This window comes from Aquirufa lenticrescens, from assembly GCF_019916085.1.
In the GTDB taxonomy this organism is placed as follows: domain Bacteria; phylum Bacteroidota; class Bacteroidia; order Cytophagales; family Spirosomataceae; genus Aquirufa; species Aquirufa lenticrescens.
In genome coordinates this window covers 1,838,657-1,852,207 of sequence record NZ_CP049834.1, presented here as the reverse complement: position 1 = coordinate 1,852,207, position 13,551 = coordinate 1,838,657, and the positions used below count along the sequence as shown (strand labels likewise).

The 13,551-nt window shown below is 43.9% G+C and carries 12 protein-coding genes; 5 read left to right on the top strand and 7 right to left on the bottom strand.

Features of this window, described 5'->3' with window-relative positions:
- Positions 1-23: 23 nt before the first annotated feature.
- On the bottom strand, positions 24-2,870 hold the full coding sequence (locus tag G9X62_RS08255; protein WP_223130254.1) for a PQQ-dependent sugar dehydrogenase: 2,847 nt from the start codon (positions 2,868-2,870) through the stop codon (positions 24-26).
- A 216-nt stretch (positions 2,871-3,086) separates the two neighbouring features.
- On the opposite strand from G9X62_RS08255, the gene G9X62_RS08250 reads away from it, so the two are divergent.
- The gene (locus tag G9X62_RS08250; protein WP_223130253.1) at positions 3,087-3,512 is read left to right on the top strand and encodes a YybH family protein; all 426 of its coding nucleotides are present in this window, start codon (positions 3,087-3,089) and stop codon (positions 3,510-3,512) included.
- 229 nt (positions 3,513-3,741) lie between these two features.
- Here the strand turns inward: G9X62_RS08250 and G9X62_RS08245 are convergent, their stop codons facing one another.
- From G9X62_RS08245 to G9X62_RS08225, 5 genes are all read right to left on the bottom strand, one after another.
- On the bottom strand, positions 3,742-4,347 hold the full coding sequence (locus G9X62_RS08245) for a low molecular weight phosphatase family protein (protein WP_223130252.1): 606 nt from the start codon (positions 4,345-4,347) through the stop codon (positions 3,742-3,744).
- Position 4,348: 1 nt separating this feature from the next.
- A complete protein-coding gene (locus G9X62_RS08240) occupies positions 4,349-4,867 on the bottom strand; it encodes an ArsI/CadI family heavy metal resistance metalloenzyme (RefSeq protein ID WP_223130251.1) in 519 nt (172 codons plus the stop codon).
- A 1-nt stretch (position 4,868) separates the two neighbouring features.
- Positions 4,869-5,204 (bottom strand): ArsR/SmtB family transcription factor, encoded by a 336-nt coding sequence (locus G9X62_RS08235; protein ID WP_130923603.1) that lies wholly within the window; start codon positions 5,202-5,204, stop codon positions 4,869-4,871.
- 69 nt (positions 5,205-5,273) lie between these two features.
- On the bottom strand, positions 5,274-6,692 hold the full coding sequence (locus G9X62_RS08230) for an amidohydrolase (protein ID WP_223130250.1): 1,419 nt from the start codon (positions 6,690-6,692) through the stop codon (positions 5,274-5,276).
- Positions 6,689-7,528 carry a diacylglycerol/lipid kinase family protein gene (locus G9X62_RS08225; RefSeq protein ID WP_223130249.1) on the bottom strand — a complete coding sequence of 280 codons (840 nt, stop codon included), beginning with the start codon at positions 7,526-7,528 and terminating at the stop codon, positions 6,689-6,691. The genes G9X62_RS08230 and G9X62_RS08225 overlap by 4 nt, the downstream gene beginning before the upstream one ends.
- Before the next feature lie 40 nt (positions 7,529-7,568).
- Between G9X62_RS08225 and G9X62_RS08220 the strand changes: the two genes are divergently transcribed.
- From G9X62_RS08220 to G9X62_RS08205, 4 genes are all read left to right on the top strand, one after another.
- On the top strand, positions 7,569-8,285 hold the full coding sequence (locus G9X62_RS08220; protein ID WP_223130248.1) for an SDR family oxidoreductase: 717 nt from the start codon (positions 7,569-7,571) through the stop codon (positions 8,283-8,285).
- Between the two features lie 74 nt (positions 8,286-8,359).
- Positions 8,360-9,670, top strand: a complete 1,311-nt coding sequence (locus G9X62_RS08215; RefSeq protein WP_223130247.1) for an MFS transporter — start codon at positions 8,360-8,362, stop codon at positions 9,668-9,670.
- Positions 9,667-10,608: a carbohydrate kinase family protein gene (locus G9X62_RS08210; protein WP_223130246.1), complete on the top strand. Its 942-nt coding sequence runs from the start codon at positions 9,667-9,669 to the stop codon at positions 10,606-10,608. The genes G9X62_RS08215 and G9X62_RS08210 overlap by 4 nt, the downstream gene beginning before the upstream one ends.
- Before the next feature lie 6 nt (positions 10,609-10,614).
- The gene (locus tag G9X62_RS08205) at positions 10,615-12,531 is read left to right on the top strand and encodes an alpha-amylase family glycosyl hydrolase (RefSeq protein ID WP_223130245.1); all 1,917 of its coding nucleotides are present in this window, start codon (positions 10,615-10,617) and stop codon (positions 12,529-12,531) included.
- Positions 12,532-12,607: 76 nt separating this feature from the next.
- Here G9X62_RS08205 and G9X62_RS08200 read toward each other — a convergent pair whose 3' ends face one another.
- Positions 12,608-13,498 (bottom strand): sugar phosphate isomerase/epimerase family protein, encoded by an 891-nt coding sequence (locus tag G9X62_RS08200; protein WP_223130244.1) that lies wholly within the window; start codon positions 13,496-13,498, stop codon positions 12,608-12,610.
- Between the last annotated feature and the right edge of the window lie 53 nt (positions 13,499-13,551).

Below are 13,551 nucleotides of genomic sequence, written 5' to 3'. Positions count from 1 at the left end.
CCAGAATTACTATAATCAAAAGACTATTTTTTCATTTCAATACCCGAGATCTGCACGACGATTTGTTGCTCGGTTGCTTTCGGGTTTACCGCCACAAAATACAGATCATGAGAACCTGAAGTGGCTTGGATGGCTACTTTTTGAGCAGTTGGACCAGACATTCTTCTTTGACCCGCAGGTGCCGCTGGAGCTGCTGACGGTGCAGGGGCTGTTGTAGCTGCAGGCGCTGAAGCTGGAGCCGCAACTCCCGTTCCTAGTGGAGCACCCTTTCCTGGCGTTGCCGCTGCTGGAGGAGGTCCACCAAATCCACCTTGTGACACTTCGATCGGCGCTGTTTGACCAATGACCGTTCCGGTAGGTGAATCCAAACGAATTTCAATCACACCACCCGCTGCGTTAGAACGCGCTTGTGCTGAAGCCGAAATTTCAATTGTTGAGATTCCAGTTAAATCTAAATCTTTGTAGCCTAAGTGAGGATTTTGACCCACCATGTTCGTCGAACGACCTGGCGTGATTAACTGCAAAATGCCTTTCGTCATATCTGCTTTCTCCACGTTCAAGGCTGGGTGACGCAAGAACAACCATTTCTCCGATTGAACTGGAGCCATTTTCTTGTTTCCTTTATCTAAATATGTCGCACGAACCACGAACACCCCTTTCGAAGACGATTGATCCGCTGGCTTTTTCAAACCTAAGGTTCCTGAAGTAGCAATAGCATTACTTGCTTTGGAATCTCCTAAACTCAAGATATAGTTCACCATCGCTTTCGCATCTGCTTTCGAGATATTCGGATGAGCAGACATCGCGTGTTCTCCCCAAACGCCCATTCCACCAGCAATTACCTTGTCAGAAAGTTTCTCCACCATATCTTGACCTTTGTACTTCTCAGCCACTTCTTTGTAAGATGGCCCTACAGAGCGTACAGACATTTGGTGACAAGATTTACAATCACTCGCATTGATCAAACGAAGACCTGCCGAAGCGAATAAATCGCTATCTGCCTTGCGGTGTGACTGGGCCATCTCGATCGGGTCGTAACCTGATGCTACGTAATCAACAGTTGTAGCAACTGCCTCTTTGGCGATACCTTTACCGAGCGTTCCGTCTTCTTTATCTTCTACTTTTACTTCGTATTTCACAGGTTGACCTTCGAAATAGAACGATTTATTTCCTTCCACCGCGATGTCCACTACTGGCGCTTCGTTACCTACTAAGATTTCCAAAGAAGCCGTATTCGACAATCCTTTCGGATCGGATGCCTTTAGGATCACCTCGTATTTACCTGCGTCTCTCAGTTGCAAGGTTGGATTAGCGCCAGCTAAATTCTTCACAAATTTGCCTGCCTTTTTCACTGTCCATGTATAGGTCAACTTATCTCCGTCGAAATCTTTCGTTCCTTCTGCAGATAAAGTCGTTGTGAATGGTGCTGCTCCCGCTTTTTTAGCTGAAGAGGCTTCCACATATGGTTTGCGGTTACCACCTTGGTATTCAATCTTCACTAAGCGTGCGTTTTCATTTCCGCGGAACCAAGCCGAACCATATTCTAATACATATAAATCTCCCTCAGGGCTGAAGTCCATATCAATCGCCGAACCAAAAGTCGTAGAAGGCATAAAGCGCTCCATAGATTTATAATTCCCATTTTCATCCATGGTAACAGCCATAATCCAACCACGCATAAACTCCACGATCAACCATTTTCCTTCATAATACGATGGGAAAGCACGCTTTGCACCTGCAAAATTCGCCTTTCTAAAGACCGGACCACCCGTCGCTGAACGACCTGATGAACCCACTAATGGGAACTCATCTGAAGTACCGTATGGATACCAAATCATCGCTTTCGTTGCTGGTGGCAATTCACGTAAACCGGTGTTATTGGGAGATTCGTTCACTGGAGCAGCTGGATTGAATTTAGGTCCAATCGCCATCGTCTCAAAGTTCACATCCGCATAAGCTTGGTTGTTTCCGATGAAATAAGGCCAGCCATAATAGCCTGGACCTTTGGCCTGATTAAATTCATCATAACCGCGTGGACCTTTTTCTGAATCTACTGACGCATCCGGACCTACTTCACCCCAATATAAGAAACCCGTTTTTGAGTCAATACTAGGTCTCCAAGGATTGCGGTGACCCATCGTATAAATTTCTGGCTTCGTCTTAGGCGTACCTGGTGCAAATAAATTGCCTTTTGGAATCGTATACGTGCCATTCGCCTCTGGGTGAATGCGTAAAATCTTTCCGCGTAAATCATTCGTATTAGACGCACCACGTTGATCATCCCAATACGCTTGACCCGGACGCTCATCGATAGGCGCATAACCATCTGAATTACTGTTACTTGTATTGTTTCCCACGGTTAAGAATAAGTTTCCTGATTTGTCAAAAACCATTCCACCACCCGTATGGCAGCATTCCTCCCGCTGTGTAGGAACCTCCAAAAGCACTTTTTGTTGCTCTACCAATAACTCATCGCCACGCAATTCCATACGAGCTAGAATGTGCTTCGTCTCCGTTGGATGCGCATAATAAAGGTATAACCAGTGATTTTTACTGAAGTTAGGGTCCAAAACAATACCCATTAATCCCTCTTCTGCCACACGCTCTTGACCCAAACGGTTTTTGTATTTCGTGTTGACATTTAAGTGAGCGATCGTCTTCGTCTCTTTAGTCTTCGTATCATAAGACTTCACATCCCCTTTACGTTCTACAAATAGGATTCGTCCATCTGGCAAAAAGGTAAACTCCATAGGTTCATCCAATTTGTCCACCAAAACAGACTTCACAAAACGATTTTCATCGGGGGCCTGTGCAAGCGAAGAAAGCACAGGAAAAGCCAGTAAAATGGCTAGCGTAATTTTCTTAATCATAGGTTTAAATTAGTATTCTACAAAAATGATACAATAATTGGATTTTTAAAATTGTTGAGTGGAAAATGAGACGAAATGCCAAAATCAGTAGTCAGTGGACAGTGGCCAGTAGACAGTCGCTAGTCGAAAGTCCGGAGGGAATGAGTCCGGAGGAAGCATTTACCATTCACCATTTACCATTCTCTATTATCTTTACTCTATAATCTCTACTCTAATATGAAAACACTCCTCTACCTACTCCTATTCTTCCCCTCCCTCCTTTTCGCTCAAACAAATAAAGACGAAAACGATATCAAGTCTGTCCTGCAAACTCAGATTAAACTGTGGAACAAGGGCGATATTGAGGGTTTTATGGAATACTACGAGAAATCCCCTAATCTAAAATTCGTTGGAAAGGCTGGCGTGGTTTCAGGTTGGGATGCGACTCTTCAACGCTATTTAAAATCGTATCCTAATCGCGAGACAATGGGAACTTTGGATTTTGACATTCAAGAAGTAGATGTGACAGAAGGAAAGACTGCCTGGGTATTAGGCCGCTGGCATTTGACAAGACCGACCGTGGGTGATGTGGGTGGCTATTTTACGTTGTTGATGAAAAAAATAAACGGGAAGTGGCTGGTGGTGAGGGATCACACTTCGTAAGATTATGGAGAAGAGAGTAAAGAGAATGGTAAATGGTGAATGGTAAATGGTGAATGATTAATGTTTCCTCCGGACTATTGACTAGCGACTTCCGATGTCCGCCTCCACGTACTTCAGCTTAAGAGAGATGAAGAAAGATTTACTGTTTGCGAGCTAATTTACAGGTATTTCGCGAAAATATTTCGAAGGACATTTTCAGAAATACCTGTAAATTAACTGCAAAAGAAATCTAGATTGATACTCTCGAAAACACATAAAACATCTCTCCCGCTATCTGCCTCGATCTTGCATCGTATTGCGCAGCCTCCTCAGCGGTGTCATCAAAGGTTTTGGGATCCTCATAACGGACCGGAATGCGTGCTTCAGCGCCAGGAATGAAAGGGCAATTTTCGTCTGCGTGTGAACAGGTCATGACCGTCGCAAAATTGCCGTGCGGATTAATGACGTCATCATACAGTTTCGAAAAAAGAATGATGGGACGCGAATCCTGCGTGTGCAAGGCGAAATAGATGGGATTAGAATGCCCGTGTTTAGAGACAATGAAACCCATTCGCTCTAGCGAAGCCACGGTGCGTTCATTACAAGCCGTTACCTCTACCCCACCGGAATAACATTGGGCAGGGATTTGGAAAAAGTCAGCGGCGGTTTGGGCCCATACTTGTGAGAATTGAGAGCGGCGCGAATTGTGCGTACAGATGAAATTCAGGCGAATCGGCTGCTCTTTTTTGCGTTTGTCTTTGATGTAATCGATTAAGACTTGTAGAATTTCTCGGCGCTCGGCTGGGATGTCGAGGGAGAGAATTTGGTCCAAATTTTGGTTTAACGTATCCTTCATCTTAGCAACATCCTGAGCCTGGGGCACAAGCGTTTGCGGCTTGCACTTCGGCGATTTTTAATTTTGGTTTTTCTTCAGCCACTGCTAACGGCGGCATGCAACAAGCAGATGCATCCTGCGCAGCGTAGTGCGGGTCATTGAATTCTGCATCTTCGTGGAAATAATACACTTCCCATTGAACACCGTCGGGATCCGTTGCCCAGAATTTGTCTTGAACGGCGAAGCAGCAGGATGTCCCTATTTCCTCTTTGGAAACAATCCCTTGTTTTCTTGCCACTTCTAAACGGGCATTCATCTCTTCCGAAGTTTCTACTTGGAAACCTAGGTGGCCAAAGTTTGCCTGAACGCGTTCTGGATTTTCGATAAACGAGATAATCAAGGAGGGACTATCTAACACATATTTCGCATAGCCTGGTTTCACTTTCGTAGCTGGCTGACCGAAAAAAGTTGAGTAAAAATTCACCGATGCCGCTAAATTGCTGACATACAGGGAGACGTGCATTCTTGGAAAAGTTGACATATTAACAACAGTTAGATTTTTGTGCGACAAAATAATGTTCGAAAAACTCCCCAAAAAGCTGGCTAAATTCTGCCCACTTTTCTGGGTTAATGCAATAACAAACGGAGACTCCTTCAATCGTTCCTTGAATAAAGCCCACCTCTTTCAATTCTCTCAAATGTTGAGAAACGGTGGCTTGGGCTAGACCTAGTTCTTGGACTAAATCTCCGTTGATGCAGGTATTGGATTTCACCAAATACTGCAAAATGGCGACGCGTGCAGGATGTCCGAGTACTTTGGCCATCTGCGCAATCGCATTTTGTTCTTCTGTAAAGAGGTCTGTTTTGGTAATTCCCATTTGCTTAATTATTACATTGCAATATTACGATGAATGAAGTAAATAAAAAAGGCCGAAGCCTATTTTATTTTAATCACGGTAATTTAAAGCCGGCTTGCGATCACCTAAAAGAGCCTTGTATTTGAATTCAGCACCTTTACGTTTTGACCATTCTGCTTTAGCGGCTTCAATTAAGGCTGGGTTTTTAAATAAATCCATGGCCGTACCAGCGATAGTCTTCGCAGCCACCATCATTCCTTTTTTACCGATGCTTGTACCTCCGGCAGCCACCGCTTGCCAGCTGTGTGCCGTGGTTCCCGGAACCCATGTCGCAGTTCCTAAACCAATCGTAGGAACTACCCAGCTCACATCTCCCACATCCGTAGAGCCTCCCCCGCTTGGATCTGGACGACCCGGAACGACCGAAGAAGTGGACGCTAAATCCGTCTGCAACATCCCTGGAGTTTGCTGAATTTGTTTGGCGAAAGCCAACTCGGTTGGATTCAAGGTATATCCTCCCACCGTTTGCAAGTTTGCATTCATAAGGGCTGCTAACTTTTCGTTTGGCAAAATCTCATATACCCCACCGATTACCTCTAATTCATAACGGGTTCCAGTTCCTAAAGCCGCACCTTCTGCCGCTTTTTCCAAGCGATTCCAAACGTCCATCACAATATCGCGCTGTGGAGAACGCACATAATAATACACCTCTGCATAATCTGGGACGATATTAGGGGCTTTACCCCCATTTGTAATTACGTAGTGAATACGCGTAGAAGAGGGCACGTGTTCGCGCATCATATTGGCCATAAAGTCCATTGCCTCCACCGCATCTAAGGCAGAACGCCCTCTTTCTGGTGAAGCCGCCGCATGCGACGAAAGACCGTAAAAGCGGAATTTTCCTGTTTTGTTTGCCAAAGAAGAACCCGTCGAAACCGAATTCGCATCGCTCGGGTGCCAGTGCAACATGACATCGGCGTCATTAAATAAACCCTCCCGAACCATGTATACTTTTCCAGATCCACCTTCTTCCGCCGGACATCCGTATAATTTAATCGTTCCTTTTCCGCCGGTTTCCTTTAACCATTCTTTTACGGCAATAGCTGCCGCAGAGGAACCTGTCCCAAATAAATGGTGGCCACAGGCATGCCCAGAAGCACCTCCTAAAGAGCGTTTAGTGGGAATGGAATCTTGTGATAAACCTGGTAAAGCATCGTATTCCGCCATAATGCCGATCACCGGTTTTCCTTGTCCATACGTTGCGACAAAGGCGGTAGGAATTCCTGCTACACCTGTTTCAATCGTAAAACCAGCTTGTTTCAGGGTTTCCTGCAAGAGCGCAGAGGATTGTTTTTCTTTATATCCGACTTCGGCGAAGTTCCAGATTTTCTGTGCGATCGCACTATAATGCGATTCTTGTTGTTGAATTCTAGCTAAGACTTTCTTTTTGTCTGCGTCTTGTGCGAACGCTTGTAGACTAACTAAAGCGAATATGAGTATTTTTTTCATAATTGAGGTACAATGAACTTAAATTTAGCAGGAAGAACTTGGAAATCAAATTGGTCTGAGGTTTGAACTTCTCCATCCACTTGGGCACTGAGGACTCGACTTGTTTTAATGCTGATCTTCTTTGTTTGGGAGAATTCTACAATTGGAAGGTTAACGTGCTTTCCTGACTGAATAATGGGCATATAATACAGCCGCTTCCAAACGGGTATTGGGTCACAGTATAAAACATCAAGTAGGCCATCTTGAACGGAAGCTTTGGGGAAGAAATAAAAACCTCCACCTGCCCTAGAAGAATTGAAAACCATACAGAGGAATACCTCGCGGCCGCCTAGAATTTGATAAGTCTTGAACTTTAATAAATTAGGAATAGCGGCTAAATAATAACCCAGGCCACCTTTAAAGTAGCGAATGGAATCCATCGATTTCAGTACTTCTCCCTCGATTCCAATACCCACGCCATTCAAAAATAGTTGCCCATTGCAGTCCCCAGCATCAAATGTTTCTACGTGACCAGCTAACACCACATCCAAATGTGCACGCTTCGAACGATCTCCATATAATTTCCAATAAAAATCATTTCCTGTACCTCCTTTGAATAAGGCGATTGGTATCGTAATAGAACGGTATTTATTCACAAAATAATTAAACGTTCCATCGCCACCCATCACCCAAACTTGATCAAAATCACTTAGCTCAGAAGGCCATTCTTTGGCAAAAAGCTGAATTTCCCAATCCGATTTCTCTACCTTTACGGTCTCGATTACCCAAGAAAAATAGTTTGCAATGGCAACAGTTTTTTTTAGGGGATTGATAAGAAACGCTATTTTTTGACTCATAATCATAGAATTGTTTAAATTTAACATAAAATAAATCAATATGTCAAATTCACTTCCCACTGCCATCATTACCGGAGCCTCTCGAGGAATAGGCAGAGCCCTTGCCCTATTACTAGCAAAAAACAACTTCCAATTAAGTTTGGTGGCACGCAATAAAGGGGAATTGAAAGACCTGGCGGCAGAAATTACCGAGATAGGACATCGTCCACTTTATTTCGATGGAGATGTATCCGATGAGGCTTTTGTCTCGGATGCGGTGGAAAAAACGGTACACACCTTTGGACATATTGATTTTGTGATTAATAATGCGGGGATTGGGGCTTTTGGCCCTACCGAATCCTATTCTGCGACACAGTGGGATCAGGTGTTTGATACGAATGTAAAAGGGACTTTTTTATTTTGCCAAAAAGCCCTACCACACCTAAAATCCGCTAAAAAAGGCCACCTCATCACGATTGCCTCTGATGTAGCAAAACGCGTTTTCGATGGTGGATCGCTTTATTGTGCTTCTAAATATGCACAGCACGCGTTCACAGAAGCCCTTAGAAAAGAGGTGAGACGAGACGGCATCAAAGTAAGCACGATCTATTCTGGATTAGTAGATTCTCATTTTCATGCGGATCCTGCCGGGGATCCATCGCATGATGGCTGGTTGAGCCCAGAAGATATGGCGAATAGCATCTATTATGTGATGAATCAACCGGCGCACGTGGTGATCGATGAATTGATGATTCACCCCCTAAATCAAGAATATTAAGGTCAACAGTGTAGGACAGTTTGCAGGTCTTGAGTAGAATAATTAAATTTAATCTACTAATAAACCTATCAGACATGTCCTTACGGAAACCCTCTTTAAGTTTTAGCCAGATCGTCAACATGAACGTTGGCTTTTTTGGTATTCAATATAGTTTCGGATTGCAGCAAAGTGCAGTGAATCCTATCTACGATTTCCTAGGTGCGAGTCCTGACGAAATACCCTTATTAAACCTGGCTGGCCCAGTAACGGGTTTATTGATACAACCTTTCATCGGTGCGATGAGTGATAGCACCTGGCATCCAAAGTGGGGACGTCGCAAGCCCTATTTCTTTATAGGTGCACTTCTATGCAGCATTTGCCTTTTACTCTATCCATTCTCGTCCTCTTTGTGGATGGCTGCCAGTTTATTGTGGATCTTGGATGCGGGAAATAATACGGCGATGGAGCCTTACCGTGCTTTTGTCGCTGATAAATTAAATGACGATCAACAGCCGACAGGCTTTCAGATGCAGAGTTTTTTTACTGGTTTTGGCCAAACCTTAGCCAACCTATCCCTCTTCATCTTCCCCATGATCTTCATAGGCAAGACCGGATCTTTACCAACCTGGGTATATGCTTCTTTCTTCTTGGGGGCAGTTTGTTCGATCGGATCCATCTGGTGGAGTATGCACACAACGACGGAAATTGAACCGACAGCGGAGGAATTAGCAGAAATTCGATCGCGCAAAACGAACATATTAGAATCCATATTCGAAATCTTCCACGCGATAGGTGAAATGCCTAAAGTGATGTGGCAATTAGCGTTAGTGTACTTATTCCAGTGGTACGCCTTGTTTTGTTATTGGCAAAATTCCTCTAAAAGTATCGCGCTTTCTGTTTGGAATGCGACACCGAAGGACAATCCGGAATTGTACGAAGAAGCTGTTTCCTGGACCGGCTTAGTGAATGGTTGGTATAATATCGTTACTTTCTTATCGGCTTTAGCTTTAGCTGGTTTTGCAAAAAAATATGGTGCCAAATCCGTGCATATGATCTGCCTCATTTTAGCCGCTGCGGGTTTCCTCGCTTTCCCTCACATCGAGAATAAAAACCTTTTATTCTTCGCGATTTCCGGCTTTGGAATTGGTTGGGCAAGTATGATGGGAATCCCTTATCTACTGGTGGTTAGCGATATTCCTAAGGAACGTTACGGTGTCTATATGGGCATCATCAATATGATGATTGTAATCCCGATGATTCTACAAAATCTATCATTTGGCTTTATTTTAAAGCATTATTTAGACAACGATCCCAGAAATGCGATTACCTTTGCAGGAGCATTATTAGCCATTGCAGCCCTAGCGACTGCCTTTATTAAACCATCCCCATCTAAACAATCCGCATGAGTGTCATTTGTATAGGCGAAGCCTTGATTGATATGATTTGTACTGACAAAGGTTCTAGCCTGTCAGACGGTCAAAATTTCTTAAAGAAACCTGGAGGAGCTCCCACAAACGTAGCAGCAGCCATCGGCGCCTTGGGCGGCGAGGTGAGCTTGAGTGCGAAAGTGGGCAATGATCCTTTTGGACGCCAAATGATCTCCGTGATGCAAGATTTCAACGTGAACACAACACACGTTCACTTGGACTCGAAAACGTTCACGACTTTTGCCTTCGTCTCCTTGATGTTAGATGGAGAACGTGATTTCGTTTTTAACCGTGGCGCAGATGCAGAACTAACGGAAGCAGAAGTAGAAGCAATTGATTTAACTGGAGTTAACATCGTTCACTTCGGCTCGGCAACTGCTTTCTTATCAGGACCTTTAAATGCGGCCTATTATTCCTTGAAAGACCGGTCGAAAAAAGACGGCAAAATCATCAGTTTTGACCCGAATTACCGCCATTTATTGTTTGGCGATAAAATACCGTCCTTCATTAAGCAAAGTATGATTTTCTTGAAAGAAGCTGATTTCACCAAACTTTCGGATGAAGAAGCGATGTTAATCACGGAAACGGAATCCTTAGAAGAGGCGACTGAAGCCTTATTAGATATCTGTCCAGGTGTATTCGCGATTACCTTAGGGAAAGAGGGGACTTTATTGGGATTTGCAGGTAAAACCTACATCATACCTAGTATTCCGGTGAAGCCAGTTGATACAACCGGTGCTGGAGACGCCTTTGTAGGTGCGGTGCTTTATCAATTAGATGGATTAAACATCCAAGACCTTGATTTTGCTGCATGGAAAAAGATTGTAGAAAACGCGAATAAGGCCGGTGCGAGAACCTGTGAATACCTAGGGGCCATGGAAGCCTTCAAGAACTTAAATAATAGTATTTTTAATTAATAGACTGTGTACAATTCCGCTCTTCAAAAACAGGCGAATGCGCTTGTGAAATCACATAAAATTAAGGACGCTGGCTTTCAAGAACGTTTGACGGCTAATCTAGATGATATCCATAACCACTTTAGAGCGATTTATGGAGACAGTCCATTATTCTCGGATTTGATCCAAACTATTTTTCAAGCCTATACGGATCGCAGTCCGGAACTGAAAAAGCGGGATGAGGCGAAAGCGAAGAAAGAGGAGAATTGGTTTTTGAGCCAAGATCTAGTGGGAATGAGTTTATATGTGGATCGCTTCGCCGGAAAGATCACCGATTTACCCGCTAAGCTTCCCTATTTAGAGAAATTAGGCGTGAATTTTCTTCACTTAATGCCCTTGTTCAAAAGCCCCGAGGGCGAGAGTGATGGCGGTTATGCGGTGGAGGATTTCCGTGTGGTGGAGGAGAAATTAGGGACGATTGAAGATTTGCGCGAGTTCCAAAAGGCCCTGCAACAAAAAGACATGTACTTGATGATCGACATCGTGTTAAACCACACGTCGCATCACCATGAGTGGGCTAAACTAGCCAAAGCTGGCATCAAAGAATACCAAGACTATTTCTACATGTACAACGACCGTCGCATCCCAGATGCCATGGAGGAAACCATGCCGGAAATTTTCCCAGAAAGCTCTCCCGGAAGTTTTACATACGACGAAAAAATGGACAAATGGGTGATGACGGTTTTCCACCATTACCAATGGGATTTGAATTATACGAATCCCAAAGTCTTCGTGGAAATGCTTGCTAATGTTTTGTACTACGCGAACCTTGGAGTAGATGTTGTCCGCATCGATGCGCCGGCTTTCATTTGGAAACAAATGGGAACTTCGTGCCAAAACCTGCCGGAGGCTCATCAATTATTGCAATTAATCAAAATGTGTGTGGAAGTCGCTACACCAGGAATGGCTATTTTAGGTGAGGCGATTGTGGCTCCAGCTCAGATTATGGAATATTTTGGCACGGGACGTTTCGCGACACACGAATGTGATTTCGCATACAATGCCACTCAAATGGCCGTCCAATGGGATGCGCTAGCTACCGGCGATATCCGAGTGATGCGCACTGCACAGAATGAATTACTGCGTAAACCGAAAGGGGCCACTTGGTTAACCTACACCCGCTGCCACGATGATATCGGATTAGGTTATGATGATTGGATGATCCAACACGCTGGTTTTAATCCCTACGATCACCGTTCCTACATTAAAAACTATTATAGCGGTGGCATCGAATCCCCAGCCATTGGAGCCTTATTTGCAGTAAACCCGAAAACACAGGATGCGCGTCTTTCAGGTTCGTTAGCCTCCTTATGTGGTTTAGAGAAAGCAATCGTCTCTAAAAATCCTGCTTCAATCCAGACTTCTATCGATAAAATCACGATAATGCAAGCTCAAAGTCTATTTGTGGGCGGCGTGCCGATGTTATTTTATGGAGATGAAGCCGCTTATACGAATGATTATACCTATTTACAAGATCCAGGCAAATCATATGATAACCGTTGGATGCACCGCCCGATCATTGATTGGAAGAAGAATGCGGCGGTAGATAAAGCGGATTCCATCGAAAATAAGGTATTCTCGAATCTACAAAAATTGATCAAGCTGCGTAAATCACTTAAAGTGGTAGCTGATTTGAAAAATATTCACTGGTTAGAGGTGCACAATAATTCGATCATCGGTTTTGAGCGCTACCTCAATGGAGAGAAAGTCTATTTCTTATTCAACTTTAGTGCGCAGCCACAAGAGGTAACCTATTATATGTTAGGTGCCTATGGAGAAAGGGCGACAGTTCTGAAAGACCTGTGGACAGGCAAAACGGTTCAGATCGGGATGGATCATGATCATTTAGCTTTCGCACCGTACCAATTTTATGTCTTAAAATAAAAAAACATCCCCTAAAAAGGGATGTTTTTCCAGAATCAAAATTCAATCATTAAACACTAAAAAACCGTTAGGCGGATTATAAAATTGCGTCCAAAGCCTTCTTACTGATGCGAAGGCTTTCGAAAGCGTCTTTCGGGAAATCGTGTTCTACAAAGAAGTGCTCTAGGCCTCCTGATTTAGCTGCATCAAAAATGCGCTTGTAGTTCACTACACCCTCTCCCACTGGGAGAATATTTTTAAATTCTGAGTCGAAATCTTTGATATGACATAAAGGGAAACGGCCAGGATGTTGTTTGAACAACTCCACTGGATCTACCCCAGCTTTCGATGCCCATCCTAAATCCAATTCAAATTTCAATAAGTCAGCTGAGATTTGAGAGGCAAATACGTCGAATGCTTTTTGGCCATCTACGACTTTAAATTCTGCATCGTGGTTATGATAACAGAACGTAAGTCCTGCTTTCTTCGCTAATTCTGCTGTTTTCTGTAAAGTCGCTACCGAGGCAGCCAATTCATCCTTCGTGTCTATTGGCGTATTCGCACACACTAAGTATTTTACACCTGCCTCCGCTACATTATCCACCGCTTGCTGCGCATCATCGCGCAAATTAATCATCTTAGGGAAACGCGACATATCCATTCCTGGACGAGGTTTCAAGGGCGCTCCCACCACGTGGTGTGAAACCCAATTCAAGCCTAAATCCTTGTTCAAGGCCATAAACTCTTTGCCTTTCATCCCATAAAAACCGGGTAACATCGAGAAAGCTGATTCAATCTCCGTGTAGCCTAGTTCCGCAATCTTCTGCAAATTCCCTTTTACATCTTGGTCAAATTTCCCAAAAAAGGTAAACAACTGAATACCCACCGGACGATTGGTAAACGATTGTGCAGACAAGAAACGAGGTGCTAAAACGCTAGCCGCCAGAAAAGCGCTAGACTGCTGAAGAAATCTTCTTCTCGAGTTCATAGTTGATAAGTTTAGAGGTAACAGAACAAAGTTAATGTATTTTAATGATACAA